The sequence below is a fragment of the Streptomyces sp. NPDC006335 genome (genome assembly GCF_040612795.1).
GTDB lineage: Bacteria > Actinomycetota > Actinomycetes > Streptomycetales > Streptomycetaceae > Streptomyces.
Genome location: NZ_JBEXQX010000001.1, coordinates 439,689 through 465,217 on the forward strand (window position 1 = coordinate 439,689; position 25,529 = coordinate 465,217).

Annotated in this window: 25 protein-coding genes; 7 read left to right on the forward strand and 18 right to left on the reverse strand. The window is 71.4% G+C overall.

Annotated elements, in window-relative coordinates; genetic code table 11:
* Window positions 1-46 precede the first annotated feature (46 nt).
* From ABZ098_RS02050 to ABZ098_RS02065, 4 genes are read right to left on the reverse strand one after another with little or no spacing between them, the layout of a single operon-like run.
* Window positions 47-1,075 (reverse strand): 6-phosphofructokinase, encoded by a 1,029-nt coding sequence (locus tag ABZ098_RS02050; RefSeq protein ID WP_356586281.1) that lies wholly within the window; start codon window positions 1,073-1,075, stop codon window positions 47-49.
* A 53-nt stretch (window positions 1,076-1,128) separates the two neighbouring features.
* The gene (locus tag ABZ098_RS02055) at window positions 1,129-1,803 is read right to left on the reverse strand and encodes a response regulator transcription factor (protein WP_356586283.1); all 675 of its coding nucleotides are present in this window, start codon (window positions 1,801-1,803) and stop codon (window positions 1,129-1,131) included.
* A complete protein-coding gene (locus ABZ098_RS02060) occupies window positions 1,800-3,026 on the reverse strand; it encodes a DUF5931 domain-containing protein (RefSeq protein ID WP_356586285.1) in 1,227 nt (408 codons plus the stop codon). Before ABZ098_RS02060 ends, ABZ098_RS02055 begins: the two co-directional genes overlap by 4 nt.
* Before the next feature lie 38 nt (window positions 3,027-3,064).
* Window positions 3,065-3,799 carry a lysophospholipid acyltransferase family protein gene (locus ABZ098_RS02065; RefSeq protein WP_356586287.1) on the reverse strand — a complete coding sequence of 245 codons (735 nt, stop codon included), beginning with the start codon at window positions 3,797-3,799 and terminating at the stop codon, window positions 3,065-3,067.
* Between the two features lie 144 nt (window positions 3,800-3,943).
* Between ABZ098_RS02065 and ABZ098_RS02070 the strand changes: the two genes are divergently transcribed.
* Together ABZ098_RS02070 and ABZ098_RS02075 are read left to right on the forward strand one after the other, a co-directional pair.
* Window positions 3,944-4,723 (forward strand): alpha/beta fold hydrolase, encoded by a 780-nt coding sequence (locus ABZ098_RS02070; RefSeq protein ID WP_356586289.1) that lies wholly within the window; start codon window positions 3,944-3,946, stop codon window positions 4,721-4,723.
* Entirely contained in the window at window positions 4,716-5,306 is a 591-nt protein-coding gene (locus tag ABZ098_RS02075) for a hypothetical protein (protein ID WP_356586291.1), read from the forward strand. The genes ABZ098_RS02070 and ABZ098_RS02075 overlap by 8 nt, the downstream gene beginning before the upstream one ends.
* On the opposite strand, the gene ABZ098_RS02080 is transcribed toward ABZ098_RS02075, so the two are convergent.
* The 6 genes from ABZ098_RS02080 to ABZ098_RS02105 form a co-directional block, all read right to left on the reverse strand.
* Entirely contained in the window at window positions 5,303-6,010 is a 708-nt protein-coding gene (locus tag ABZ098_RS02080; protein ID WP_356586293.1) for an endonuclease/exonuclease/phosphatase family protein, read from the reverse strand. The genes ABZ098_RS02075 and ABZ098_RS02080 overlap by 4 nt on opposite strands.
* Window positions 6,011-6,077: 67 nt before the next feature.
* Window positions 6,078-7,031, reverse strand: a complete 954-nt coding sequence (locus tag ABZ098_RS02085) for an ROK family glucokinase (protein ID WP_007381458.1) — start codon at window positions 7,029-7,031, stop codon at window positions 6,078-6,080.
* Window positions 7,032-7,098: 67 nt separating this feature from the next.
* Window positions 7,099-7,581, reverse strand: coding sequence for a DUF5304 domain-containing protein (locus ABZ098_RS02090; protein WP_356586295.1), 483 nt, complete (start codon window positions 7,579-7,581; stop codon window positions 7,099-7,101).
* 57 nt (window positions 7,582-7,638) lie between these two features.
* Entirely contained in the window at window positions 7,639-8,796 is a 1,158-nt protein-coding gene (locus ABZ098_RS02095) for an ArsA-related P-loop ATPase (RefSeq protein WP_356586297.1), read from the reverse strand.
* A gap of 130 nt (window positions 8,797-8,926) precedes the next feature.
* Window positions 8,927-9,367, reverse strand: coding sequence for an SRPBCC family protein (locus ABZ098_RS02100; protein ID WP_053849311.1), 441 nt, complete (start codon window positions 9,365-9,367; stop codon window positions 8,927-8,929).
* 83 nt (window positions 9,368-9,450) lie between these two features.
* A complete protein-coding gene (locus tag ABZ098_RS02105) occupies window positions 9,451-10,206 on the reverse strand; it encodes a metallophosphoesterase (RefSeq protein WP_356587589.1) in 756 nt (251 codons plus the stop codon).
* Window positions 10,207-10,544: 338 nt separating this feature from the next.
* On the opposite strand from ABZ098_RS02105, the gene ABZ098_RS02110 reads away from it, so the two are divergent.
* Window positions 10,545-12,341 (forward strand): AMP-dependent synthetase/ligase, encoded by a 1,797-nt coding sequence (locus ABZ098_RS02110; protein ID WP_356586299.1) that lies wholly within the window; start codon window positions 10,545-10,547, stop codon window positions 12,339-12,341.
* Between the two features lie 19 nt (window positions 12,342-12,360).
* Here ABZ098_RS02110 and ABZ098_RS02115 read toward each other — a convergent pair whose 3' ends face one another.
* Window positions 12,361-13,941 carry a GMC oxidoreductase gene (locus tag ABZ098_RS02115; RefSeq protein ID WP_356586301.1) on the reverse strand — a complete coding sequence of 527 codons (1,581 nt, stop codon included), beginning with the start codon at window positions 13,939-13,941 and terminating at the stop codon, window positions 12,361-12,363.
* 83 nt (window positions 13,942-14,024) lie between these two features.
* Complete coding sequence (locus ABZ098_RS02120) at window positions 14,025-15,167, reverse strand: glycosyltransferase family 4 protein (RefSeq protein ID WP_356586303.1); 1,143 nt, start codon at window positions 15,165-15,167, stop codon at window positions 14,025-14,027.
* A gap of 120 nt (window positions 15,168-15,287) precedes the next feature.
* On the opposite strand from ABZ098_RS02120, the gene ABZ098_RS02125 reads away from it, so the two are divergent.
* Window positions 15,288-16,529: a glycosyltransferase 87 family protein gene (locus ABZ098_RS02125; protein WP_356586305.1), complete on the forward strand. Its 1,242-nt coding sequence runs from the start codon at window positions 15,288-15,290 to the stop codon at window positions 16,527-16,529.
* A gap of 302 nt (window positions 16,530-16,831) precedes the next feature.
* Here ABZ098_RS02125 and ABZ098_RS02130 read toward each other — a convergent pair whose 3' ends face one another.
* Window positions 16,832-18,145 carry an MATE family efflux transporter gene (locus ABZ098_RS02130; protein WP_356586307.1) on the reverse strand — a complete coding sequence of 438 codons (1,314 nt, stop codon included), beginning with the start codon at window positions 18,143-18,145 and terminating at the stop codon, window positions 16,832-16,834.
* Between the two features lie 87 nt (window positions 18,146-18,232).
* On the opposite strand from ABZ098_RS02130, the gene ABZ098_RS02135 reads away from it, so the two are divergent.
* Window positions 18,233-18,763: a PadR family transcriptional regulator gene (locus tag ABZ098_RS02135; protein WP_356586309.1), complete on the forward strand. Its 531-nt coding sequence runs from the start codon at window positions 18,233-18,235 to the stop codon at window positions 18,761-18,763.
* 49 nt (window positions 18,764-18,812) lie between these two features.
* On the opposite strand, the gene ABZ098_RS02140 is transcribed toward ABZ098_RS02135, so the two are convergent.
* From ABZ098_RS02140 to ABZ098_RS02160, 5 genes are all read right to left on the reverse strand, one after another.
* Window positions 18,813-20,006, reverse strand: a complete 1,194-nt coding sequence (locus ABZ098_RS02140; RefSeq protein ID WP_356586311.1) for a hypothetical protein — start codon at window positions 20,004-20,006, stop codon at window positions 18,813-18,815.
* Window positions 20,007-20,039: 33 nt separating this feature from the next.
* Entirely contained in the window at window positions 20,040-21,056 is a 1,017-nt protein-coding gene (locus ABZ098_RS02145) for an NlpC/P60 family protein (RefSeq protein WP_356586313.1), read from the reverse strand.
* A gap of 240 nt (window positions 21,057-21,296) precedes the next feature.
* Window positions 21,297-22,331: an NlpC/P60 family protein gene (locus ABZ098_RS02150; protein ID WP_356586315.1), complete on the reverse strand. Its 1,035-nt coding sequence runs from the start codon at window positions 22,329-22,331 to the stop codon at window positions 21,297-21,299.
* 359 nt (window positions 22,332-22,690) lie between these two features.
* Window positions 22,691-24,037 (reverse strand): NYN domain-containing protein, encoded by a 1,347-nt coding sequence (locus tag ABZ098_RS02155; RefSeq protein ID WP_356586317.1) that lies wholly within the window; start codon window positions 24,035-24,037, stop codon window positions 22,691-22,693.
* A 35-nt stretch (window positions 24,038-24,072) separates the two neighbouring features.
* On the reverse strand, window positions 24,073-24,312 hold the full coding sequence (locus tag ABZ098_RS02160; protein WP_123988646.1) for a hypothetical protein: 240 nt from the start codon (window positions 24,310-24,312) through the stop codon (window positions 24,073-24,075).
* Between the two features lie 171 nt (window positions 24,313-24,483).
* Here ABZ098_RS02160 and ABZ098_RS02165 point away from each other — a divergent pair, with 171 nt between their 5' ends.
* Both ABZ098_RS02165 and ABZ098_RS02170 read left to right on the forward strand, forming a co-directional pair.
* Window positions 24,484-25,224, forward strand: coding sequence for a rhomboid family intramembrane serine protease (locus ABZ098_RS02165; protein ID WP_356586319.1), 741 nt, complete (start codon window positions 24,484-24,486; stop codon window positions 25,222-25,224).
* The gene (locus tag ABZ098_RS02170; protein ID WP_007381475.1) at window positions 25,221-25,502 is read left to right on the forward strand and encodes an Lrp/AsnC ligand binding domain-containing protein; all 282 of its coding nucleotides are present in this window, start codon (window positions 25,221-25,223) and stop codon (window positions 25,500-25,502) included. The genes ABZ098_RS02165 and ABZ098_RS02170 overlap by 4 nt, the downstream gene beginning before the upstream one ends.
* Window positions 25,503-25,529: the final 27 nt, after the last annotated feature.

The window sequence follows — 25,529 nt, forward strand, 5'->3', positions numbered from 1 at the left end:
TATGGGCCGAATATACGGCCCACAACCCCGCCCTGCCGGGTCGGCCTCAGCCGAAGAACACCCCGACCTCCTCGTACAGCTTCGGGTCGACCGTCTTGAGCCGTGCCGTCGCCTCCGCGATCGGCACCCGCACGATGTCGGTGCCGCGCAGGGCGACCATCTTGCCGAAGTCCCCGTCGCGGACGGCGTCGATGGCGTGCAGGCCGAAGCGGGTGGCGAGCCAGCGGTCGAAGGCGCTGGGGGTGCCGCCGCGTTGGATGTGCCCGAGGACGGTCGTGCGGGCCTCCTTGCCGGTGCGCTTCTCGATCTGCTTGGCCAGCCACTCGCCGACCCCGGACAGCCGCACGTGTCCGAAGGAGTCGAGCGACTCGTCCTTGAGGACCATGTCGCCGTCCTTCGGCATGGCTCCCTCGGCGACGACCACGATCGGGGCGTACGACGCCCTGAAGCGGGAGGTGATCCAGGCACACACCTGGTCGACGTCGAAGCGCTGCTCGGGGATGAGGATGACGTTGGCGCCGCCCGCGAGCCCGGAGTGCAGGGCGATCCAGCCGGCATGACGGCCCATCACCTCGCAGACCAGGACGCGCATATGGGACTCGGCGGTGGTGTGCAGCCGGTCGATGGCCTCCGTGGCGATGCCGACCGCGGTGTCGAAGCCGAAGGTGTAGTCGGTGGCGGAGAGGTCGTTGTCGATGGTCTTCGGTACGCCGACGCAGGGGATGCCGTGCCGGTCGGAGAGCTCCGCGGCGACCCCGAGCGTGTCCTCGCCGCCGATCGCTATCAGCGCCTCGATCTCCCGCGCGGCCAGGTTCTCCTGGATGCGTCGGATGCCGTCCTCCTGCTTGAGCGGGTTGGTGCGCGAGGAGCCGAGGATGGTGCCGCCGCGGGGCAGGATGCCTCGGACGGCCGGGATGTCGAGACGCACGGTGCGGTCTTCCAGTGGACCCCGCCAGCCGTCCCGGAAGCCGGTGAAGTCATAGCCGTACTCCTGTACGCCCTTGCGGACTATGGCCCGGATGACGGCGTTGAGGCCGGGGCAGTCGCCGCCTCCGGTCAGTACTCCGACGCGCATGGAAAGGTCCCTTCGCCGCAGGTGCCTGACGAAGGGTCAGTGTGACGCCCGTCTCACTCGTCGTCGAGGCCTCGTTCGATGGCGTAGCGGACGAGTTCGACCCTGTTGTGGAGTTGCAGCTTGCCGAGGGTGTTCTGGACGTGGTTCTGGACCGTGCGGTGGGAGATGACCAGACGTTCGGCGATCTGCTTGTAGCTCAGGCCCTTGGCGACCAGGCGCAGCACCTCGGTCTCGCGCTCGGTGAGCTGCGGGGCCCTCGGCTGGTCGGGGTCGGAGGCGGGCGCGGGGTCGGAGGCCAGGCGGCGGTACTCGCCGAGGACGAGACCGGCGAGGCCGGGCGTGAAGACGGGGTCGCCGACGGCCGTGCGGCGGACCGCGTCCAGGAGTTCCTCGGTCGACGCCGACTTCAGCAGATAGCCGGTCGCGCCCGACTTCACGGCCTCCAGGACGTCGGCGTGCTCACCGCTCGCCGACAGCACGAGGACGCGCAGGGCCGGGTTGTGGCCGACGAGCTCCTTGCAGACCTGGACGCCCGGCTTCACCGGCAGGTTCAGGTCGAGGACCAGCACGTCGGGGTTCGCCGCCTTGGCCCGGCGTACGGCCTGGTCGCCGTCGCCGGCGGTGGCGACCACGTCGAGGCCGGACTCGGCCAGGTCCCGGGCGACGGCGTCGCGCCACATGGGGTGGTCGTCGACCACCATCACCTTGATCGGGTCCTTGTCGTTCATCGCTGTCCTGCCTTCCCCCGTGAGACCTTCGGTACCTTCAGCTCGACCTCCGTGCCCTGCCCCGGAGGCGAGATCAGCTCGGCGCTGCCGCCGAGGTCGCGCAGCCGGCCCCGGATCGACTGGGCCACCCCGAGCCGCCCCTCGCCCTCGGCCTGCGCGAGCCGGCCCTCGGGGATGCCGGGCCCGTCGTCCCGTACGGTCACGATCACCTCGTCGGGCTCGTCCTCGACGAGGATCCACGCGCGCGCGTGCTCACCGGCGTGCCGGTGCACGTTGTCCAGGGCGGCTCCGACGGCGGCGGCCAGCTCGCGCGCGGCGGGCGGGGGCAGCGGGACGGGGGCGCCGGGCTCGACGAGGGAGACCTTCGCCGAGGCGTGGGGGGCGAGCAGGGCGCGCAGGTCGAGCGATCCGTCGACCGACCCGTCGTCCGGTTCGTCGTCGACGACGTGGACGACGGCTCCCTGGGTCACGTCCTCGGACACCCGGGAGGCGGTCGTCAGGCCGCCGGAGACCAGGGTGCGCAGCGCCACTTCCTGCTCGCCGGCCATCCGGCCCAGCTCGGCCGCCTCGCCGCCGATCACCGCGCCCCGGCGCTGCACCATGGCGAGCACCTGGAGGACGCTGTCGTGGATGTCCCGGGCCAGCCGCTCGCGCTCGCGGGTCGCCGCCTCGATCTCCAGGGCGCGGGCGAGGGTGCGCTCGGAGGCGCGGGCGACCTCGACGACGTAGCCGATGGCGATGGAGGCGACCCAGACGAGGATCACGTTGTGGACGGTGTCGCGGGCCGGGTGGCCGCGCTCGATCAGGTTGGCCGCGGCGACCGGCGTGGAGGCGAGCGCGGCCCAGCGCCAGCCGCCCTTGATGGCGAAGGCGAGGACGGAACCGGCGGTCCATATCGACGGCAGGGTGGGACCGCCGCTGTCGATGTGGTGCTGGTTGACGACCAGCGGGGTCAGCACGATGCCGGTGAGCGCGATCGCGAGGTCGACGGCGAGGAAGCGCTTGGTGCACGCGGCCGCGTTCTGGACGCGGGGCAGGGTGGCGAGCGTCCACACGCACAGGACGACGTAGTAGGCGATGGCGATGCCGGGCCGGTCGTAGTCGTCGTACCGGCTGGCGAAGAGGCCGACCGCGTACAGCATGGTGAGCACCCGGTAGCCGGTCAGCGCACGCCACAGCGGCTGCTCGACCGACATGCGCATGACGCGTACCTGTTTGGCCATCTCCCCCACCCCCGGCCCGGACTGCGTGTCCCAGGATCCTAGGGCTTGTCCTTGTCGGCCTTCGCGACAGCGGCCTTGGCTGCCTTCGCCGCTTCCGAGATCCGCCGCTTGGCCGCGGTCGCGTAGATGTCGACGTACTCCTGGCCGGAGAGCTTCATGATCTCGTACATGACCTCGTCGGTCACCGCGCGCAGCACGAATCGGTCGTGCTCCATGCCCTGGTAGCGGCTGAAGTCCAGGGGCTCGCCGATGCGGATGCCCGGCCGCATCAGCTTGGGCATGACCTTGCCGGGCGGCTGGATCTTCTCGGTGTCGATCATGGCGACCGGGATCACCGGGGCGCCGCTGGCGAGCGCCACGCGCGCGAGGCCGCCGGGCTTGCCGCGGTAGAGCCGCCCGTCGGGCGAGCGCGTGCCCTCGGGGTAGATGCCGAACAGTTCGCCGCGCTCCAGGACGTCGAGGCCGCTCTTGATGGCCGCCTCGCCCGCGCCGCGCGCGCCGGAGCGGTCCACGGGGAGCTGGCCGACGCCCTTGAAGAAGGCGGCCGTGAGGCGGCCCTTCACCCCGGGCGTGGTGAAGTACTCGGCCTTCGCGATGAAGGTGACCTTGCGGTCGAGGACCGCGGGCAGGAAGAACGAGTCGGAGAACGACAGGTGGTTGCTCGCCAGGATGGCGGGGCCCTCGGCGGGAATGTTCTCCAGGCCTTCCACCCAGGGCCTGAAGGCGACCTTCAGCGGTCCTCCGATGGCGACCTTCATCGTGCCGTACAACAACCGAGTGCCTCCTGTGTCTGTCGTTCAGACCTTAACCCGGAGCCCCGTCGAACAGCCCGACGGCCCTGGTCGGTGTCAGTGCGGTCGCGTACGGTGAACCTCACCTGGACTTGCTCACGCTTCTTTCATGAACAGGAGACCTAGGTGCCGGTCCTCCCCGGAGCCGAGCCGTTCCGCCATGAGGGCGGGGAGGCCGGTGTCCTTCTGTGCCACGGCTTCACCGGTTCCCCCCAGTCGCTGCGGCCCTGGGCCCAGCACCTCGCCGACCACGGCCTGACGGTCTCCCTGCCGCTGCTGCCCGGGCACGGCACCCGCTGGCAGGACATGGCCCTCACCGGCTGGCAGGACTGGTACGCCGAGGTGGACCGCGAGCTGCGCGCCCTGACCGAGCGCTGCACCTCCGTGTTCGTGGCCGGCCTGTCCATGGGCGGCACCCTGGCCCTCAGGCTGGCCGCCAAGCACGGGGACGCGGTGCGCGGTGTCGTGGTCGTCAACCCGGCGAACCGCATGCACGGCCTCGCGCCGTACGCCCTTCCGGTGGCCCGCCACTTCGTCCGTACGGCGCCCGGGATCGCCAGTGACATCAGGAAGGAGGGCAGCGTCGAGCTGGGCTACGACAAGGTGCCGCTGCACGCGGCGCACTCCCTGCGGACCTTCTTCCGCCAGGTCGACGGCGAGCTGCCGCAGGTCACGCAGCCGCTGCTGGTGCTGCGCAGCACCCAGGACCACGTGGTGCCGGCGGCCGACTCCGCGCGCGTGCTGAGCCGGGTGTCGTCGAGGGACGTAACTGAGATCGTGCTGGAACAGAGCTACCACGTGGCGACGTTGGACCATGACGCGGAGCGGATTTTCGACGAGAGCCTCGCGTTCATCGGCCGGCACACCACCGGCATCGGCAGTGAAGGGACGGCCGCCCGTGGCTGAGCACGACTCCGACCGCGAAGACCGCGAGGGCCACGAGCCGGAGGAGCAGCGCGTCCCGTTCGACGAGGAGGCCGCGTGGGCGGCCATCGTCGCGGGGTACGGCGAGGAGCCGGCCGACCCGCCGGGCACCAAGCCCTTCAAGTCGGTGGAGGATCTCGCGCTGCTGGAGACCGAGACCAACGACGAGCCGGCGGCCGAGAAGACGGAGCCCAAGCCGAAGCTGGACGAGAAGCCGGCGAAGCCGCTGGGCGGTTCCGTCTCCTTCGCTCCCGGTGTCGGACCGCGCGACTACAACGCGCCGGAGCCCTCCGAGGAGGACTTCGAGGACGACGACGAGGGTCACTTCGTGCCGCCGGAGCCGCCGCCGCTGCCCGCCGCCGACCCCACGGCGAAGTTCGCCTGGCTGGGGGTGCTGGGCGGGCCGGTCCTGCTGCTGCTCGCGGTGCTGCTCGGCTGGGAGATGACGTGGTGGCTGGCCACGGTCGGGATCGGCGGCTTCCTGGGCGGCTTCGTCACACTGGTGGCGCGGATGCGGACGGACGACGAGGACGACGGCGATCCCGGGCGGGGCGCGGTCGTCTAACCGGCAGGGACTTCGAGGGTGGCCAGGACCGGGAGGTGGTCGGTGGCCGCCCTCAGGTCTGTCTCCGTGATGCCGGGCAGATCGTGGGGGACTCCGCAGCCGACCACCTGGATGCCCTTGGTGGCGAAGATCGCGTCGATGCGCTGGTGCGGTTCGGTGCGGGTCCAGGTGTCCTCGCCGCCGGTGGGGCCGCCCGCCCAGCAGTCCTGAAGGCTGTCCGCGACACGCGAGAAGGCGGGGCCGGCGGGGCGCTCGTTGAGGTCGCCCCCGGCCACGGCGTGGTCCACGCCCATCCCGGCGAGACGGTCGAGGAGCATGCCCGCCTGGTCGTACCGCTCGTCCTTCCGCAACGACAGGTGGCAGCTCAGGACGCCGAGCCGGGCGCCGCCGATCCGTACGACGGCGGTGGCGAAGCCTCGGCGGTGCTGGCCCGGGGTCAGGGGGAGCAGGACGTCCTCGGTGCGCTCGACGGTGACCCGGAGGTCGCAGAGGATCGCGGGGCCGGCCGCGCTGCCGCCCCCGGTGAGGACGACCAGTCCTGAGGCCGACGCCAGCCGTGCCAGTTTCTTGCGCCAGCGGAAGAAGCGGGGGGCTTCCTGGATCAGTACGAGGTCTGGTGCGCAGGCGCTGATGACACGGGCGAGGGCGTCGGTGTCGTCGCGCATGGAGCGGATGTTGTAGCTCAGGACCTTGACCGGAACCATGTGGATCAATGTACGCCCAAGAGGGAGGGGCGCGGTTCCCCGCGCCCCTCTGGAGGAGAAGTCGTCGTCACATGATCGGGTCGGGCTCTCTCGCCAGGTCCGCCGCGCCCACCAGGCCCGCCTTGTTGCCCAGTTGGGCGGCGATGACGTCGGCCACCGGGCGCCAGTTGCCGCCCACCAGCCAGCGCTTGTAGGACTTGCGGATCGGGTCCAGGACCAGTTCGCCCTCGTCGGAGAGACCGCCGCCGACGATGAAGGCGGACGGGTCGAAGAGGGAGGCCAGGTCGGCGAGGCCCGCGCCGGCCCAGCGGGCGAGCTCGCGGTAGGAGTCGACGGCGACCGGGTCGCCCTGCCGGGCGGCCATGGAGATGTGCTTGCCCTCGATGCCGTCGGGGCTGCCGTCGCCGAGACCGAGGAGGATCTCGGCGTTCTCCGGGGTGGCGTTGGCGCGCTGCTTGGCGTACCTCACCAGCGCCCGGCCGGACGCGTACTGCTCCCAGCAGCCCTGCGAGCCGCAGCCGCACAGCAGACCGTCCGGGACCATGCGGATGTGGCCGAACTCGGCCGCGACCCCGAAGTGGCCGCGACGCAGCTTGTTGCCGATGATGATGCCGCCGCCGAGGCCGGTGCCGAGCGTGATGCAGATGACGTTGCGGTGGCCCTTGCCCGCGCCGAACTTGTACTCGCCCCACGCGGCCGCGTTGGCGTCGTTCTCCACGACGACCGGAAGGCCGACACGGGTCTCGACCTTCTCCTTCAGCGGCTCGTTGCGCCAGTGGATGTTGGGGGCGAAGTAGACCTCCGAGCGCTGGCGGTTGACGTATCCGGCCGCACCGATGCCCACGCCCACGATGTCGTGCCCGGCGCGCGCGCCCTCCACCGCCGAGGCGATCGCGTCCACGATGCCTTCGGCCGTGCCCGGGGTCGGCACCTTGTGGGTCGAGAGGATGTTGCCTTCCTCATCGACCACGCCGGCCGCGATCTTCGTGCCGCCGATGTCGACGCCGATGGTGAGTCCCATGAATCCCTCAGTTTCGGTCGAGCCCCGCTACGGCCAACCGTACCCGAGGCCCTGCCGTCAGGGGGTTTCAGTCCAAGTCGATGCGCTCGGGGCCGGGGTCCTCGCCCTTGTCGCGCAGGGTGTCGTCCCGCCGGCTCCAGCGCTGTTCCTGGGCCTGGACGGCGGAGCGGTAGGCGGCGAGGAGTTCGCCACCGGCGGCGGCGAGGTGGTCGAAGACGTCCGGGTTGCGCTCTATGACGGGCTCGACCGCGGCCTTGGCCTGCTGGACGACCTGCTTGACCATCTGCTGGGCGGCGGGCCCCGCGATGCCCCCGAGCAGCGGGGACTGGAGGCCGGACAGCTTCTCGGCGACGTTGTCGACGAGCTTGCGCAGCTCCTCGGCGGCCGAGCCCGGGGGCGGGCCGTACTGGGTGCGGCGGCGGGCCTTCTCCGCCGCGAGGTCCTCCGCGACCGCCGTCGCCCACGCGTCGGCGTCGGTCGCCCGTACCTCGTCCACCGCGTCCGCGGGCTCGCGGTCTCCGGCGTCGGACGGGGGGAGCTCTTCGCTCATGACGGACTCCTGACTACGGTTCGTCCCTCCGACGTTACCCGAACGGGCGTACCCGGTTCACGGGGTGCGGGGCCACAGATCCGGGTCCGGCGCGAACCGGATCCGCAGCTCACCCTCGCGCAGGGCGGCGCCGGCGACGGTGCAGCGGCGCAGGGCCGAGGGCAACGGGAGGATCCGGCGGAACTGCTCGGCGCTGACGACGAGTTCGTCACCGCGCCGGATCAGGTCCAGCTCGTCGCGTACGGCGCCGGGCAGCGGGATGTGCCAGACGAGCACGCCGTCCTCGGCGAGGTGATCGACCACGGGCCACTCGACGGTGGAGGTCGTGTCGTTGACCACGGGGACGCCGAGCGCGTCGAGGTCGTCACCGCCGCGCGGGTCGTGGCCGAGGTGGGGGACGGTCCGGACGTCGTACTCCTCCCGCCACTCGTCCAGTGCCTTGCGCTGCTGGGCCACGAGTCCGGGGGGCCAGTCCTCCGGTACGACCCGGTTGGCGACCAGGGTGTCGGGGCGCAGGCCGCGCAGGGCGAGGGCGAGGGCGGCGGCGCGTACGGCGTCGGTGCCGGCGGGGCCGGGCTCCGCGACGAGCCGTACGACGCGGTGCCGGTCGGCGAGGACGGCCTCGACGGCGCCGAGTTCGGTGTCCCAGCGGGCGGCGGTCTCGTACAGCCACTCCGAGGGCATGGGGACGCCGGCGAGCCGACCGAGGACGGGACGCAGGCCCGAGGCCGCCTGACGCTCGGCGGGCAGGAGCCGGCGCAGGTAACGGCGCAGTTCCTCGGGGAGGGAGAGGAGCGCGAGGGCCTGCGGGGTGGGCGGCAGGTCCACGACGAGCAGGTCGTGCCGCTCGGAGAGGGCCGCGTCGCGCAGGGCGCGCAGCAGGGTGAGTTCCTCGGCGCCGGGGAGGGGGGTGACCTCCTCGGGGTCCAGCCGGGAGGCGCCGAGCAGGTCGAGCACGTGGGAGGCGCGGTCCTGGAACGCGGCCAGGTCGTCCCGGAAACCGGTGGTGGCGTCGGGGCGCCAGGCGGTGAGGTGTTCGCAGACCTCGGCGGGGTTCGCGCCCGTCGGTACGCCGAGGATCGCGCCGAGGGTGTCGGTGCGGTCGGCGCTCAGCACGAGGGTGCGGGTTCCCTCGCGGGCGGCGGCGAGCGCGGTGGCGGCGGCGACCGTCGTACGACCGCTGCCGCCGGGGCCGGTGATCAGGATGGTGCGCATAGGGGTGAACCGTAACGGACGCGGTCGTCTTGCGACTGCGGCCCGGTGGGGGCTTGTCGCGCAGTTCCCCGCGCCCCTGAGTGGGTCCAGTCGCCGCGTGCTCAGCTGTACCCACCCTCCTGCGCGCCCCCTACTGCCCCGACTCCACCCGCTTCTTCAGTCCCGCCAGGGCCCGGTCGATGATGACCTTCTCCGCCTTGCGCTTGATCATCCCCAGCATCGGGATCTTGACGTCGACCGTCAGCAGGTACGTGACCTCCGTCGAGCCCGCCCCGGCCGGCTTCAGCACGTACGAACCGTCGAGCTGACGCAGCATCTGGGACTTGACCAGCGTCCAGGAGACCTCGTTCTCGCCGGTCCACGTGTAGCCGAGGACCTGGTCGTCCTTGATGGCGCCCGCGTCCATGACCAGCCGGACCTGCTCGGCGCGGCCGGACGCGTCCGTGGAGAGCACCTCCGCCTGCTTCACCTCGCCCGTCCAGTCCGGGTAGCGGGCGAAGTCGGCGATCACGGCCATGACGTCGGCCGGCGCAGCTTCGATCGTGATGCTCGAACTGGTGTGTTCCGCCATCGCCGTGGCTCCTCCAGATATGGTCCGGTGAGGAAGGGTGGTGCGCACGTCTGTGCAGCGTGAAGGCTACCGCGCGGACGGACTCACCATTCCAGCGCCCACGGCTTGCCGCTCCCGGCGAAGTGCCCCACGTTCACGCACTCGGTGGCTCCGATCCGCATCCGCCGGGCCAGGGGCTGGTGGACATGGCCGAACAGCGAGTAGCGGGGCCGGGTGCGGCGGATCGCGGCCAGCAGCGCCCGGCTGCCCCGCTCGAACCGCCGCGCCACCGTGTCGTAGACCAGTTCCGGCACCTCCGGCGGGATGTGCGTGCACAGCACGTCCACCTCGCCGACGGCCTCGATCTTCGCCGCGTACTCCTCGTCGCTGATCTCGTACGGCGTCCGCATGGGGGTCCTGAGGCCGCCGCCGACGAAGCCGAACGTCCAGCCGCCGATCTCCGCCCGCTCGCCGTCGAGCACGGTCGTCCCGGGTCCGGCGTACTCCGGCCACAGCGGCGGCATGTCGACATTGCCGTAGGTCGCGTACGTCGGTGTCGGGAACGCGGCGAACATCTCGGCGTACTGCTTGCGTACCGCCTTCTCGATCACGGAGCCCCGGTCGGCGCCGATCTCGCCCCACAGCCTCTTCCCGAGTTCGCGCGCCTCCTCGAAGCGGCGGGCGGTGCGCAGTTCCACGATGCGGTCCGCGTTCTCCACCCCGAACAGGTCGGGGAAGATGCCGCGCGAGTGGTCGGCGTAGTCCAGGAACAGCACCAGGTCACCGAGACAGATCAGGGCGTCGGCACCCTCGCCGGCTCTGGCCAGGTCACGGGCGTTGCCGTGCACATCGCTGACCACGTGGACGCGTGTCTTCCGGTTTCCGGCCGGTGTGGGTGCCATGACGATCAAGAGTAGGCCTGTGCGGCATACGTGAACAGTGCCGACCGCCCCTGCGGTTACTGGCCAGTCGGTAAGTAGGTGGACTACTGTGCGCGAAAAGAACCCCCAATCCGTGTGACGCAGCGAACATCTCGCCGGGACCCCCTGTCGAAGAAGCCATACCGGCGGGTAACGTCCGGGCAGTCCAGTCGTGCTCAGCATTCAATTACTGAATCCCTGAGCACCTGCCCGAGCCTTGGACCGACCGTCGCATCACACAACGTCGTGGCGCCGGCGCCCTATGAGGAGCAGCAGTCTTGCGCGAGTTCAGCCTTCCGGCTTTGTACGAGGTCCCTGCGGACGGCAATCTCACCGACATCGTCCGTAGAAACGCCGCGCAACATCCCGACGTCGCCGTCATCGCCCGCAAGGTGGGCGGTCAGTGGCAGGACGTGACGGCCACGGCCTTCCTGGCCGAGGTGCACGCCGCCGCCAAGGGGCTCATCGCCTCCGGTGTCCAGCCGGGCGACCGGGTCGGTCTGATGTCCCGCACCCGCTACGAGTGGACGCTGCTCGACTTCGCGATCTGGAGCGCGGGCGCGGTCACCGTGCCGGTGTACGAGACCAGCTCGCCGGAGCAGATCCAGTGGATCCTCAGCGACTCGGGCGCGACCGCCTGTGTCGTGGAGCTGGACAGCCACAGCGCGGCCCTCGAGTCGGTGCGCGACCAGCTGCCGGCGCTCAAGCACGTCTGGCAGATCGAGGGCGGCGGGGTCGAGGAGCTGGGCCGCGCGGGCAAGGACATCAGCGACACCGCGGTCGAGGAGCGCAGCTCGCTGGCGAAGGCCGACGACCCGGCGACCATCGTCTACACCTCCGGCACCACCGGCCGCCCCAAGGGCTGTGTGCTCACCCACCGCAGCTTCTTCGCGGAGTGCGGCAACATCGTGGAGCGGCTGCGCCCGCTGTTCCGCACCGGCGAGTGCTCGGTCCTGCTGTTCCTGCCGCTCGCGCACGTCTTCGGGCGGCTGGTGCAGATCGCGCCGATGATGGCGCCGATCAAGCTGGGCATGGTCCCGGACATCAAGCAGCTCACCGACGAACTGGCGTCCTTCCGGCCGACGCTGATCCTCGGCGTCCCGCGTGTCTTCGAGAAGGTCTACAACTCGGCGCGCGCCAAGGCGCAGGCGGACGGCAAGGGCAAGATCTTCGACAAGGCCGCCGACACGGCGATCGCGTACAGCAAGGCGCTGGACACCCCGTCGGGCCCGTCGCTCGGCCTGAAGATCAAGTACAAGACCTTCGACAAGCTGGTCTACAGCAAGCTGCGGGCCGTGCTGGGCGGTCGGGGCGAGTACGCCATCTCCGGCGGCGCCCCGCTCGGCGAGCGGCTGGGCCACTTCTTCCGCGGTATCGGCTTCACGGTCCTGGAGGGCTACGGCCTGACCGAGTCCTGTGCCGCGACCGCGTTCAACCCCTGGGACCGCACGAAGATCGGCACCGTCGGGCAGCCGCTGCCGGGCTCGGTGATCCGGATCGCGGACGACGGCGAGGTGCTGCTGCACGGCGAGCACCTGTTCAAGGGCTACTGGAACAACGAGGCCGCGACGGCCGAGGCGCTCACCGACGGCTGGTTCCACACCGGTGACATCGGCACCCTCGACGAGGACGGCTACCTCAGGATCACCGGCCGCAAGAAGGAGATCATCGTCACCGCGGGCGGCAAGAACGTCGCCCCGGCCGTGATCGAGGACCGGATCCGGGCGCACGCGCTGGTCGCGGAGTGCATGGTGGTGGGTGACGGGCGGCCGTTCGTGGGCGCGCTGGTCACCATCGACGAGGAGTTCCTGGGCCGTTGGGCCGAGGAGCACGGCAAGCCGGCGGGTTCCACCGCGGCGTCGCTGGCCGGGGACGCGGACCTGAACGCGGCGATCCAGGCCGCGGTCGACGACGGCAACGCCGCGGTGTCGAAGGCGGAATCGGTGCGGAAGTTCCGCATTCTGTCCTCCCAGTTCACGGAGGAGACGGGCCACCTCACGCCGTCGCTGAAGCTCAAGCGGAACGTGGTGGCGAAGGACTACGCGGCCGAGATCGAGGCGATCTACGCCAAGTAGTACGCCTCCTGACGGATCGTCATGGCGCGGTGTCCTCCACCAGGACCCGCGCCATGGTCCGTTCGGCGAGCGCGGTGATGGTGACGAACGGGTTCACCCCGATGTTGCCGGGGATCAGCGAGCCGTCGGTGACGTACAGCCGGGAATAGCCCTTCACCCGGCCGTAGTTGTCGGTGGCCCTGCCCAGCACGCAGCCGCCCAGCGGGTGGTAGGTGAAGTCGTCGGCGAAGACCTTGTTGCCGGAGCCGAAGAGGTCGTACCGGTAGATGGTCGAGTTGGCGGAGTTGATCCGGTCGAAGAGCTTCTTGGCCATGCCGGAGGAGACCGCGCTCTGCCCGGCGCTCCAGTCGAGGCTCAACCCCCCGCTGCCGTACGAGAATCTGGCGCGCTGCGGGTTCTTGGTGATCGCCAGGTACAGGCTCACCCAGTGCTCAAGCCCCGTGGGTAAAGGCGCGATCTCGGCGAAGACGGGGTTGTCGGTGTTGGCCCAGTCGTCGATGCCCATGACCGGCATGGTCGACTGGTTGGCCCCGACGGTGTCCCACAGGTGGTTGGCCCGCCCGAGCATGGTGTTGCCGTTGGGCCCCCAGCCCGCCCCGACGCTCGCGTCCAGCGCCGGGAGGGTGCCCGACTGCCGTGAGCGGAGCAGGAGTTCGCTGGTGCCGAGGCTGCCGCCGCCGAGGAAGAGATAGGCGCAGCCGTACTGCTTGGTCTCCACGACCGCGCCGGTGTAGTCGATGCGCTCGGCGCTCAGCACCCAACTGCCGTCGCTCGCCCGGCTGATGCCGGTGACCTTCTCCATGGTGTGGATGGTGACGTTGCCGGTGCCGAGCGCGGACGCCAGATACGTCTTGTCGAGGCTCTTCTTGCCGAAGTTGTTGCCGTAGATGACCTCCTGGCCGAGGGCGGACCTGGTGGCGGTGCCGGCGGCCTCGCGCTCCATGTAGCCGAAGTCGTAGACGCTGGGCACGAAGGTGGTCTTCAGGCCGGTCTTCTGGGCGTGCTTCCGGGAGACCCGGCTGAACTTGTACCACTCGGTCGACTCGAACCAGGCCGGGTCGATGGTGTTGACGCCGAGCATGGCCCGGGCGCGCGGGAAGTACGTGGAGTACATCTCCGTCGCGTCCACGGTCGGGAACTGCTCGGCGAACCAGGACTGGAGCGGGGTGACCGCCATCGAGCCGTTGACCAGGGAGCCGCCGCCCACGCCACGGCCCACGAAGACGGACATGTCGGCGAAGCGGACGCGGTCCAGGACGCCCGGGTAGGGGGTGATGTCCTTGTTGACGACGTCCAGCCACAGGAAGGTGGCGAGCGGGGCCTCGGTGCGGGTGCGGAACCACATGGAGCGCTGGTCGGGGTTGGCGGTGTTGCAGAAGACCTTGCCGTCGGGACCGGCGGTGTTCCACAGTCGCCCCATCTCCAGGACGAGGGTGCGGATGCCGGCCTGCCCGAGGCGCAGGGCGGCGACGGAGGCGCCGTAACCGGAGCCGACGACGATGGCGGGTGCGGACTCGACCGCGGCGGGCTCTTCCGCGCGGGCCGACTGGAGCCCGACGCGGGTGAAGCCGAGAGTGGCCGCCGTCTGGAGGGCGGCCATACCAAGGATCTGACGTCTAGTCAGCTGACGCTGCATCAGTTTTGCTGTCATGCGCGCAGCATCGGCGGATTATGCGCCTCCGGCTATAGCAGGGCCTTCAACTTTTCCGCCAACAAATCCCAGCGCCACTTCTCCTCGACCCACTCCCGACCCCGCTCCCCCATGCGCCTCCGCAGTTCCGCGTCGCCGAGGAGGACGGTGATCCGCTCGGCGGCCTCCTCCGGGGAACCCCCGCGCACGACCCACCCGGTCTCGCCGTCGAGCACGGCGTCCGGGGCGCCGCCCGAGTCCCCCGCCACCACCGGCAGTCCGGTGGCCGAGGCCTCCAGGTAGACGATCCCGAGCCCCTCGACGTCCAGTCCGCCCCGGCGGGTCCGGCACGGCATCGCGAAGACGTCCCCGGCGCCGTAGTGCGCGGGCAGCTCGGCCCAGGGCACCGCGCCGGTGAAGCGGACCGAGCCGGCCACACCGGTCTCGTGGGCGAGCCTGCGCAGCTCCTTCTCGTACGGCCCGCCGCCGACGATCAGCAGAACGGTGTCGGGCTCCGCGGCCAGGATCCGCGGCATGGCGAGGATGAGGGTGTCCTGCCCCTTGCGCGGAACGAGCCGGGACACGCACACGACCACCGGCCGGTCCGTGAGCCCGAGCCGCGCCCGCACGGCGTCGCCGCCCGACCCGGGATGGAAGGTCTTCTCGTCGACCCCCGGCGGCAGCTGGACCATCCTCGCGGCGGCCTGAGGCGTCAGCGCGGCGGCGATCCGCGACCGCGTGTACTCCCCGAGGTAGGTGATCGTGTCCGTCGACTCCCCGATCCGGCCCAGCAGCTGCCGCGCGGCGGGCAGTTGGGCCCACCCCGCCTCATGGCCGTGGGTCGTGGCCACCAGCCGCCGGGCCCCGGCCCTGCGGAGCGCGGGCGCCATCAGCCCGAGCGGCGCGGCCGCCCCGAACCACACCGACGTGCAGCCGTGCTCCCGCAGCAGCCCGACGGCCCTCCGGGTCGCCCCGGGCGTCGGCAGCAGCATGGTCGTGGAGTCCCGTACGACGGTGAAGGGCTGCTCGGCGTCGAAGGCGGCGGTCGCCTCGACGCCCTCCCGGCTCCGCTTCCAGGTGGAGGCGTAGACGACCAGGCGCTCGGGGTCGAGCCGCAGCGCCATGTTGTGCAGGAACGCCTGGATGCCACCGGGGCGCGGCGGGAAGTCGTTCGTCACGATCAGGGTCTTGTGCATCGCCGCCGACCCTACCGAACGGGCTGCTCACAGCCGGGCACGGCCGGGTTTATGGCACCCTCACAGGAGAGCGGGACATCATGTTCCCCTCAAGACCGCAAGAGAACGGCAGGGCATCACGTGGAGACGACGGCCTGGCGGCGATCCCTGACCGGACTGCTGCTGACCTGGTGCGTGACCAGGCTGTTGCTGCTGCTCTGGGTCTACAAGGTGTACGTCTTCCCCGGCCCGGACGTCACCAGTGACGTGTCGGTGATCTACCAGGGCTGGTACGACGTCCTGCGCACCGGAACGTTCCCTCAGGACGACGTGACCTGGCAGTACCCGCCCGCAGCGGCCCTGGCGATCCTCTCCCCCGCGCTGCTGCCCTTCCTGGAGTACACGCAGGCCTTCTTCCTCATGGCCTTCGCGGCGGACCTGGTCGTCCTCCTCCTGCTGCTGTACGCGGGCCTGCGCCCCGGCCGGCGGCTGCGCGGGGCCTGGGTGTGGGTGGCGGGCGTACCCCTGCTCGGACCGACCGTCTACTCCCGCTACGACGTGATGGTGACCGCGGTGGCCGTCGCCGCGGTGCTCGCGGCCGCCCGGCACCCGAAGGTGGCGGGGGCGCTGGTGGGCTTCGGGGCGCTGCTGAAGGTGTGGCCGGCGCTGATCCTGGTCGGGATCCGCAGGCGCAGCGTCTGGGCCTCGGCCGCGGTGACCGTGGTCGTGGTGGCCGGACTGTTCTCCCTCGCGATGCCCGGGGCCTTCGCCTTCGTCACCTTCCAGCGGGAGCGGGGCACCGAGGTGGAGTCGCTCGGCTCACTGGTCTTCCACATCGCCCGCCACCACGGCTGGAACGGCTCGGTCTCGCTCAACTACGGCTCGGTCGAGTTCCTCGGCCCGTGGGTGACCCTCGTCAGCACGGCGGCCCTCACACTGACCGGCATGGCCTTCGGACTGCTCCTGCTGTGGCGGCTGACGGCCACCCGGTTCGAGGCGCACACGGCGGCCGACGCGGCGCTGGTGGCGGTGCTGATGTTCACCACCACGAGCCGGGTGATCAGCCCGCAGTACATGGTGTGGCTGGTCGGTCTGGCGGCGGCCTGTCTGTGCTTCCGTGCGAGCCGGATGGGCGTGCCGGCCGTCCTGGTGCTGGTGGCGTGCTTCGTGACGGTCCTGGAGTTCCCGATCTGGTTCGCGGACGTCGTGGGCAGCACCCCGCTCGGCATCACCCTCCTGTTCGTGCGCAACGGCCTGCTGGTCCTCGCCACGGTCATCGCGATGCGCGAGCTGTGGCGGGCGACGGTCCCGAAGCAGCCCCAGTCACCCGCCCTACCGGACCAGCCCACCGCCCCGACCCGACAGCCGTCACCCTCCTCCTGACACGGGGCACCCGGCGTCACAGCCCTGCCGGGGCCTGTGCCGGCACGCGTGAACAGCACCTCCCCCGATGCCAGGGGCCCGCCGGGGCCGCCACTGGCCGACGCTGACACTCCCGACGCAACCAAGCCCCGCATCCACTCAGACCGCCGCTCCAGCCCGGCAGGCCGCCGCGCCCACCCGAGACCGAACACCGCCCGCAGACCAGGAGCAGCACACCCCCCGCCATGGAGCCCCTACCGCGCGCCGGCCGTCGCGGACAACACCTCCCCCCGACGCAACCAAGCCCCAAGCCCCGCACCCGCTCAGGCCGTCGTTCCAGCCCGGCAGGTCTCGACCTCGCCCTCGGGTCGGGCGCCCGTCCGCCGGAACAGGAGCAGCGCGGCTGCGTACTGAAGGGCCATGGCCAGCGCGAGGGCCAGGCACACGCCGGGAAGGCCGAGGCCGGAGCAGCCGTACGCCAGCGCGAGCTGGGCCGCTGTGCCGAGCAGCGTCACCCGCAGCAGCGCCGGCGCTCCCCCGCTGCCCTCGAAGACCCCGCCGAGCGCGATGAAGCAGGCCATCAACAGCAGGTAGGGACCGACGCAGCGCAGGAACAGCACGCCGTCGTGGGCGACCGCGGGACCCGCGCCGAAGGCGGCCATGACCCAGGGGGCGGTCACGAAGAGCAGCACGGCCGCCGCGAGTCCCACCGCCCCGGACACCAGCACCGCCTCCCGCCCCACCGCCCGCCGCGCGTCCCGCCCGGCGCCCCGCAGATGCGCGGTGTGGATCGAGGCGGCCTGCCGTACGGCGTAGAAGGCCATGGTCGCCACGTACATGACCTTGTAGGCGATGGAGTACGCGGCCACCGCCGTCACCCCGAGCCGCGCCACGATCGCGACGAGGACGAGGGCACCGCCCTGGCGGACGGTGAAGTCGGCCGCCATGGGCAGGCCGGTGGCCAGCGTCGCGCGCACGGGGACGCCCGCCGGGGCCGTCGCACACGAGCGCAGCAGCGCGTTCCGGCGTACGGCGAGCATCCCCACCCCGAGTGCCACGCCCCGGCACAGCACGGTCGAGACGGCGGCGCCCCGGACGCCGTACGCGTGGATCAGGAACGGGTCGCAGAGCAGGATCAGGCCGTTGGCCAGAAGGGCGAGCCGCATCGGGGTGCGGGTGTCGCCGGCGCCCTTGAGGATGCCGTCGACGAGCTGCTGGGCGAAGAAGACGGCGATGCCGGGCAGGGAGACCGCGAAGTAGGCGGTGGCGAGGGACACGGCCGGCCCGCCGTCGAGCACCAGCCGGGCCAGCGGCTCCCGCAGCAGGAAACCGCCCACCGCGACCACCGGCGTGACCAGCGCCCACAGCGCCACACCGCCGCGCACGGCCGCCCGCACCCCGCCGGGGTCCCGCGCCCCCCTGGCGTGCGCAACCAGCACGGTCGTACCGGAGCCGAAGACCAGCGCGACACCGAGCAGCACGTTCTCGGTGTTGGTCGCGACGGCGACGGCGGCGACGGCGGGACCGCCGAGCCGGGAGACCCACACGGTGTTGATGATCCCGGCGGCGACGGAGGCCAGGAGGCCCAGGTAGACGGGCTGGGCGAGCGAGACGAGCTGCTTGCGGTGACCGTTCACTGGCTTCCCCTCGAAACGAGCTACCTCGAATAGAGGTAGCTCGATAAGAGGTAGCATGGCGTCACGCCCCCCGCAAGGAGGAATGCAGTGCTGGAGCTGTCGATCCTCGGCTTCCTCGCCGAAGAGCCGCTGCACGGCTACGAGCTCAAGGAGCGCATCAAGGCGCTCACCGGCCATGTCCGCCCGGTCAGCGACGGGGCGCTCTATCCGGCGATCACGCGGCTCGTCAAGGCCGGCCTGCTGGAGGAGCGCACGGAGCCGGGGACGAGCGCGGCGCCGCGCAAAACGCTGTCGCTCACGGAAAGGGGCCGGGAGGACCTCCTGGAGCGGCTGCGCGACCCGAAGCAGGCCGAGATCACCGACCAGGTCCGCTTCAACACCGTCCTCGCGTTCCTGCGCCACCTGCCGGACCGGCACGAGCAGGCGGCCGTGCTGCGGCGGCGGCTGGAGTTCCTGGAGACGCCCACCAGCTTCTTCTACGACGGCGGCGAACCGGTACGCGCGGAGGAGACGGACGACCTGTTCCGGCAGGGCATGCTGCGGGTGGCCCGGGCGACGGGCCAGGCCGAACGGGCCTGGCTGGCGGAGGCCGTCGAGCAGTTGGACCAGGCGGACTGAGGCCGCCGACCGGTCGGACGGGACGCACTGATCCCGGTGAACAGTCGGGTCAGGCGAACTGATTCCGCAGGTACTCCTGCCAGTCGGCGGTGAACGCGTTCAGGTCGGTGCCGAGCACCTTCGCCATGGCCTCCTCCACGGCCCCCGGCCGCTCCTTGTGCGTGCCCACGGCCCGGTAGAACGCGCCCAACTTCGCCTCACCCCACCGGTCCGCGATCATCCGGCAGGCCGTCCAGCCGCTCTCGTAGGACATCGCGAGCGCGGACGCGCTGCCGCCGAAGCCGAAGTCCGCGTCGGACGGCAGGGCCTTCGGCACCCGGCCGGCGGACACGGCCTCCCCCAGCTCCGGCGCCGCCTCGGCCGGGGTGCGCCCGGTGTCCCGGTAGCCGACCCAGTCGGCGTACCCCTCCGACAGCCACAGCGGTGTCGCGGCCGTGGTGTCGGCGCGGGTGGCGACATGGGTGGTCTCGTGGGTGAGCACGACCTGCCTGCCCGGATTGCCGAGCAGGCCGTACGCGTCGGGGTTCACGATGATCCGGTCCGCGGGCGCCCGCGCCGGGGCGCCGGTCTCGCCGGTGGTGACGGCCGCGATCCCGCGGTAGGAGGAGGCCGGCGAGCCGAGCAGCCCGGCCATGCCGTCCAGGGACTCCGGTACGAGCACGACGACGTGCCGGGACCACTCGGTGCCCCAGGCGTCCGACACGGCGGGCACGGCGTGGTCGGCCAGGTCCGCGAAGGAGTGCAGCCGCTCGCCGGACTGGCCGACACCGAGGACCATGCTGTGCCGTCCGCGGACGACGGTCACCTCGCCCTGGTCCCACAGTTGCTGCGGGGCCTTCTTCGCCGGCTTCTCGTCCCGCACGTACCACTGGTCGGCCGCGTCGAGAGAGAGGTCCAGGGTGCGGGCGACGGTGACCGGGGCCTGGTCGTAGCCCTGGACCTGGTAGCGGAGTTCGGCGTCGGCGGTGGCCGTGGCGCCGGTGCGGTGGACGCCGGTGACCTTGTAGGCCCAGGAGGCGAGCGGCACCGCGCTGACGTCCTGGAACCAGCCCGCGGCGCCCGTCTCGGCGATGGCCGCCTTGTCGCGGTCGAGGACGGCCGCCGCCCGCCGGTCGAGGACGTGCTGCACGTCGGCCTCGGCGGTGTCGGTGGCCGTCGGCCTGCCGCCGCAGCCCACCAGCGAGATGAGCAGCAGGCACAGCACCACCGCACCGTGTCCCGACGCCCGCCTTCGACCAGCCATGTTTCCCGATCGTACGGGCAACGCAGCCGTCGGTCAGGGGCGCGTGACCGTCGCCCCCGGCATCATGCCCACCGGGTCGTAGCGCACCGGGGCGCCGGGGTACGGGGCGTGCACGACCTGGCCGTTGCCGACGTACATCCCGACGTGACTGGCGTCGCCCCGGTAGGTGACCAGATCGCCGGGCCGCGCCTGGGAGAGCGGCACCTGACGGCCGGCGTAGCGCTGGGCCTGCGAGGTGCGCGGGAGGGACACGCCGGCCTGGGCGTACGACCACTGCATCAGGCCCGAACAGTCGAAGCCGTTGGGCCCGTTGGCGCCCCACACGTACGGCTTGCCGATCGCGGACTGCGCGGCGGCGACGGCGGCGGCCGCCCGTCCCGAGGGTGCCGCGGCTCCCGAGAGGTCGGGCATCTCGGAGCGGCCGGAGCGGGAGGCCCGGTCGTAGGCGGCGCGCTCGTCGGACGGCAGGGAGTTGAGCAGCGCGCGCGCCCTGGCGAGCTTCTTCTCGACGGTCCGCTTGTGGGAGGCGACGGCCTTGCGGCTCTTCTCCAGTTCACCGAGTTTGCGGGCCGCCTCGCTGCGCTCCTGGGCGAGTTCGCGCATGGCCTCCTGGAGGTCCTTGAGCTCGCCCGCCTGATGGGCGTTGATGCGGTCCAGGACGGCGGCCTTGTCGAGGTAGTCGTCCGGGTCGTCGGAGAACAGCAGCGCGAGGGACGGGTCGAGGCCGCCCGAGCGGTACTGCGCGCCGGCCAGTGAACCGAGCGCGTCCCGCATGGAGTTGATGCGCTCCTGCTGCCGGGCGATCCCGTCCTGTGCGGTGCGGACCTCCTTGCGCAGCGCGTCGGCGCGCTCGTCGGCCTTGTTGAAGGCTTCGGTGGCCTGCTCGGCCTCCTCGTAGAGGCGGTCCACCTCGGCCCGGGTGTCGTCGGACGGAGCGGCGAGGGCCGGTACGGCGCCGAGCGCGGCGGCCGCCGCGGACAGCACGCACAGGGCGGCACCGGCGCCCCGGTTGAACCCGGACGTCTGGACAAGGCGGCGATGGGACCCCACGGGAAGCCGCGCTCCTTCCACTGGCGGACACAGACGCTCCCCGGCGAGGGGGGAAGCGCGGCCGACAGTAGCCCCGCGGCAGGGGCCTATCCAACGACCTCCGCGGGCACACAACGTGACGCCCCGCCTAGGACGCAGGTCATGGGCGGGGCGTGCAGTCAGTTGTGGTTGTCGCGATTCGCCCGAACGGGCGGCGAGTCGTCGCGATCTTGAGCGTGATCGGGGCTCCGGGACGGAGGATCAGATCCGCACGCCGAACTGGAACGGCATGTTGTTGATCGACTCGTAACGGACGACCGTGCCGGTGCGGGGGGCGTGCAGGACCATGCCGTTGCCCGCGTAGAAGCCGACGTGGTGCTGGTCGCCGTAGAAGATGACCAGGTCGCCGACCTTGAGGTCGCTCTGGGAGTAGATCCGCGTACCCGCGTTGGCCTGGGCCTGCGAGGTGCGCGGGATGGTGACGCCGGCCTGGGCGAAGGCCCAGGAGGTCAGGCCCGAGCAGTCGAAGGAGGACGGGCCGGAGGCGCCGTAGACGTAGGGCGAGCCGATCTTGCTCTGCGCGGCCTGGAAGGCGGCCAGGGCCCGGCCGGAGGCGGGGGGCGCGTCACCGAGGTCCACGCGCTCGCTGGCGGAGCGGCTGGCGCGGGCGTCGGCGGCGGCGAGGGCGGCCTTCTCGGCGGCCGTCAGCGTGTTGAGGAGCTTCTGCGCCTCGGCGAGCTTGCCCTGAACGGCCTTCTTCTGCTTGGCCAGTTCGGTGCGGGTGCTGGCGAGGTCCTTGAGCTTCTCGGAGGCCTCGGCGCGGTCCTGGGCCAGCTCGCGCTGCTTCTCCTGGATCTTCTTCAGCGCCTCGACCTGCTGGGAGCTGAGCTGGTCCGCGGTGGACGCCCGGTCCAGGTAGTCGTCCGGGTTCGACGACAGGAAGAGCTGGAGCGAGGAGTCGATGGTGCCGCTGCGGTACTGCGCGGCGGCCGCGAGGCCTATGGAGTCCCGCAGTTCGTTCAGGTCGTCCTGGCCGCGGGCCACGTTGTCCTGGATGGTGGAGATCTCCTTCTGGAGCTTCTCCTGCTTCTCCTTGGCGCCGTTGAGCTTCTCGGTGGCCTGCTCGGCCTGCTCGTACAGGGCGTCGACCTTCGCCTTGACCTCGTCCTTGCTCGGCTTCTCGCTCGGCGCGGCGTTGGCGGCATTGGCACTGAGGGCCACGGCGGCAGCGGCCGCGGTCGTGAGCACGGTCACGCGCGTACGGCTCGGCTGCTTGGGTCGACGGTGGGACGCCACGGAGGTGAACTCCTTCTTTTGAGTGATCACCCGCTCGGAGGTTCGAGAGCAGACCCTAGTGACCTTCCTGTGATCAGTTCAAATCCTCAGGAGCAAAATCTCGTCACGCCCTGCATTCTTTGCACATAACTCACGTGCAGTGAAACCAGCTTGACACTACGTTGCGTGACGATACGGCCAATTCGGGCGTGCTGCGACTTCCCGGGGGATAACCCCCGGACCCCCAGCAGAAAGACAGGTCGGACGCGGACTCTCCATGTCCTCGGCCGCCCGGCGACGGCGGGCCGCGCATCCCGGCGAGGCACACCGACCTCCGCGTCCACCCACTCGGAACAGGACCGAAACCCGGAACTCCCGCGTCAGGACAGCCGCTTCAGCAGCACCGCGGAAGCCACCGGCCGCGCCCCCGCCTTGGCGATGCCGTCGGCGACCTCGCGGTCGGTCGAGGCGACGATCACCGGCCGCCCCGGCGGCTCGGCGCGCACGAGCTGGCGGATCAACTCGTCGGCGGTGACGCCCGCCTTGGAGAACAGCACCCGCACCCCGCGCGGCGGCGCGAGCAGCACCGGCGCGGCCAGCTCGGCCCCGTCGAAGACGCAGGTCACCTCCGCCCCGGTCTGCGCGGCGAGCTGCGAGAGCTGCCCGAGGAGCCTGAGGCGCTGCTTCTCCAACGGCATCTGGGGATAGCCGGTCTTGGTGACGTTGTAGCCGTCGACCACCAAGTGCGCCTGAGGCAGGGCGAGAAGCTGGTCCAGGATCGCCGGGTCGTTCTCGGACAGGGCCCGCGCGGCGATGTCCTTCGGGGTCATGCGGCCCGGTTCGACCGCGTCCACGGTCTCTGCGGGCCGCACGGAGACGGGCGGCAGGGCCAGTTCCCGGCGCAGCCCCTGGGCCGCGTCCAAAACGGTGTCCAGAAGCAGACGCACGCGCATGTCCTCGACACTGCGCCCCTCCCGTGCCGCTCTGCGCGTGGCCTCCAGGGCGGCCTCCGCCTCCCCGAGGCGTGCCTTCAGGCGCCGGGACTCGCTCTCGGCCGCGGACACCTGGGTCTGCCCCTCGGTGCGTACGGACTCCATCTCGGCCTGCAGCTTGCGCAGAGCCGCCTCGCCGCGCTTGACGTCACTGAGTGCCGCCCGCAGTTTGCGGTGCAGCGACTCGGCTTCCTTCTTGGCGGAATCCAGCTCGGTGCGCAGCCGCTCGGTCTCGGCGCGCGTCTGGTCGCGGGCGGCCGTGAGCTCCGCGCGCAGCCGCTCCAGCTCGGCGCGGTTCTCCTCGTCGGCCCGCTCGGCGTCCGCCCGCTGGGCCTCCTCGCCGGCCGCGGTGACCAGCTTGACCCAGCCGGCGGGGCGCAGAACATAGGCCGCGGCCGCCACGTCGAGCGGGTCCGCGGCCGGGGGCGGGGAGCCGGAGTCGAGGGCGCCGGCCAGCTCCGGCTGGACCTCTCTGAACTTCTCCCCGATGCGCTGGCGGAACAGCGGATCGGTCTCCAGCGCGGCCGCCATCGCGTTGCCCGCGAACTTGGCCCGCCGGTTCGGCGCGAAGCGCGCGTACTGTCTGAGCTGTGCGGGCAGTTCGCCGACGGTCAGGCCGCCGAAGCCCTCCGAGACGATGTGCACGACCCTGCGCCGCACGCCGTCGGGCAGCGGACGGTCGAGGACCTCGGCGGCGGCGCCGTCGCCCGGCTCCCCGCCTTGTGTCTCCACCATCCGTCACACCCCATCACTGTGCGGGGCCGGCCCTGTCAGGAGCCGGCGCCCGGCCTGTCCACGAGTTCCACCTGGTCCACGGCGTTGCACCAGCGGCACCGCACCGACTCGATGGTCTCACTGACCACCTCGCGCTCCTCGACGTTCGGCTCTCCCGCCAGGTCGAGGTGGACGTACTCGACGACCTTCGACGAGCGGGTCACATCGAAGCGCGTGAGGTTGCCGCAGAGGGTGCAGCGCCACCGCGTCGAGGCGGTCGGGAGGGGAACCGTCATCGTGACTGTGCTCTTTCCTGCTAGCCATTGTCGGTGACGCACCGGCGTCCCGGTGCGTGTGGCTCGTAACCCTAAGGCCTGGCGGGTACTCGCCGCTCGGGCGTCCACGGGACCCGTCCCGCGGCGAGGCGCTCTGTTCCGTTGCGTCCCGTTACGTCATGCTCTGTGTTCATGATCCGCAACTGGAGGGTGACACTCGGTGGAGCAGGCAGGGCGCTGCGGGGGCCGGCTCCGGTCACCTACGGTCTGATCGCCCTGTGCTGTCTGGTCTTCGTGATCGGCCCCGCCTCGGGTCTCGATCCGGCCTACGGCTCCGGGGACGCGGCCCTGGCCGCCCAGCGGGCCTGGTTCCACCGCTGGGGCGTGATCCCCGCCGAGCTCTTCGAGGGCTCGCCCGGTGCCGCCCTCACCCCGGCCACCGCGCTGTTCGTGCACGGGAGCTGGGCGCACCTGCTGGGCAACATGCTCTTCCTCTACGTCTTCGGCGTGATGACCGAGGAGCGGATGGGCCGTGTGCAGTTCCTCCTCTTCTACGTCGGCTGCGGCTATCTCGCCCTGCTGGGCTACGCGGCCGCCAACGCCGACTCCGAGCAGTCCCTGGTCGGTGCCTCCGGGGCGATCTCGGCGGTCCTCGGCGCGTTTCTCTTGCTGTTCCCCGGGGCCCGGGTGACCAGTCTCCTGCCGTTCCTCTTCTTCCTGCCGCTGCGCTTCCCCGCCTGGGTCGTCCTGCCCTTCTGGGCGGCGCTGCAATGGCTGGCGGCGGGCCGGGCCTCCGACGGCCCCGGGGTGGCCTATCTGGCCCACCTGGTGGGCTTCGGCCTGGGCCTGGTCTTCGCCTGGGTGCGTTTCGGCCGTAGGACTAGAGTGAGGGCCGCCCCAGCTCCGGCCCCCGAGGGAGAGAACCAGCCGTGATCACCGCGATCGTCCTCATCAAGACCAGCGTGGACCGGATCCCCGAGATCGCGGAGCGGATCGCCGCGCTGGAGTCCGTGAGCGAGGTCTTCTCCGTCACGGGCACGTACGACCTGATCGCCATGGTCCGGGTCAAGCGGCACGAGGACCTCGCCGAGGTCATCCCCGGCAGCATCAGCAAGATCCCGGGCGTCGAGGCGACGGACACCCACGTGGCCTTCCGCACCTACTCCCAGCACGACCTGGAGGCCGCGTTCGCGATCGGCCTCGACAGCTGACCGGTCTCGACGGCTGACCGGTCTCGA

What these genes read in the sequence shown, in the direction of transcription:
- ABZ098_RS02060 (WP_356586285.1), bottom strand. Translation starts at nt 3,026, where the DNA reads ATGGCCAAACAGGTACGCGTCATGCGCATGTCGGTCGAGCAGCCGCTG.
- ABZ098_RS02080 (WP_356586293.1), bottom strand. Translation starts at nt 6,010, where the DNA reads ATGGTTCCGGTCAAGGTCCTGAGCTACAACATCCGCTCCATGCGCGAC.
- ABZ098_RS02160 (WP_123988646.1), bottom strand. Translation starts at nt 24,312, where the DNA reads ATGACGGTTCCCCTCCCGACCGCCTCGACGCGGTGGCGCTGCACCCTC.
- ABZ098_RS02140 (WP_356586311.1), bottom strand. Translation starts at nt 20,006, where the DNA reads ATGGCTGGTCGAAGGCGGGCGTCGGGACACGGTGCGGTGGTGCTGTGC.
- ABZ098_RS02085 (WP_007381458.1), bottom strand. Translation starts at nt 7,031, where the DNA reads ATGGGACTCACCATCGGCGTCGACATCGGCGGCACGAAGATCGCGGCC.
- ABZ098_RS02095 (WP_356586297.1), bottom strand. Translation starts at nt 8,796, where the DNA reads ATGCGCACCATCCTGATCACCGGCCCCGGCGGCAGCGGTCGTACGACG.
- ABZ098_RS02155 (WP_356586317.1), bottom strand. Translation starts at nt 24,037, where the DNA reads ATGGTGGAGACACAAGGCGGGGAGCCGGGCGACGGCGCCGCCGCCGAG.
- ABZ098_RS02090 (WP_356586295.1), bottom strand. Translation starts at nt 7,581, where the DNA reads ATGAGCGAAGAGCTCCCCCCGTCCGACGCCGGAGACCGCGAGCCCGCG.
- ABZ098_RS02050 (WP_356586281.1), bottom strand. Translation starts at nt 1,075, where the DNA reads ATGCGCGTCGGAGTACTGACCGGAGGCGGCGACTGCCCCGGCCTCAAC.
- ABZ098_RS02055 (WP_356586283.1), bottom strand. Translation starts at nt 1,803, where the DNA reads ATGAACGACAAGGACCCGATCAAGGTGATGGTGGTCGACGACCACCCC.
- ABZ098_RS02100 (WP_053849311.1), bottom strand. Translation starts at nt 9,367, where the DNA reads ATGGCGGAACACACCAGTTCGAGCATCACGATCGAAGCTGCGCCGGCC.
- ABZ098_RS02120 (WP_356586303.1), bottom strand. Translation starts at nt 15,167, where the DNA reads ATGCACAAGACCCTGATCGTGACGAACGACTTCCCGCCGCGCCCCGGT.
- ABZ098_RS02165 (WP_356586319.1), top strand. Translation starts at nt 24,484, where the DNA reads ATGATCCGCAACTGGAGGGTGACACTCGGTGGAGCAGGCAGGGCGCTG.
- ABZ098_RS02115 (WP_356586301.1), bottom strand. Translation starts at nt 13,941, where the DNA reads ATGGCCGCCCTCCAGACGGCGGCCACTCTCGGCTTCACCCGCGTCGGG.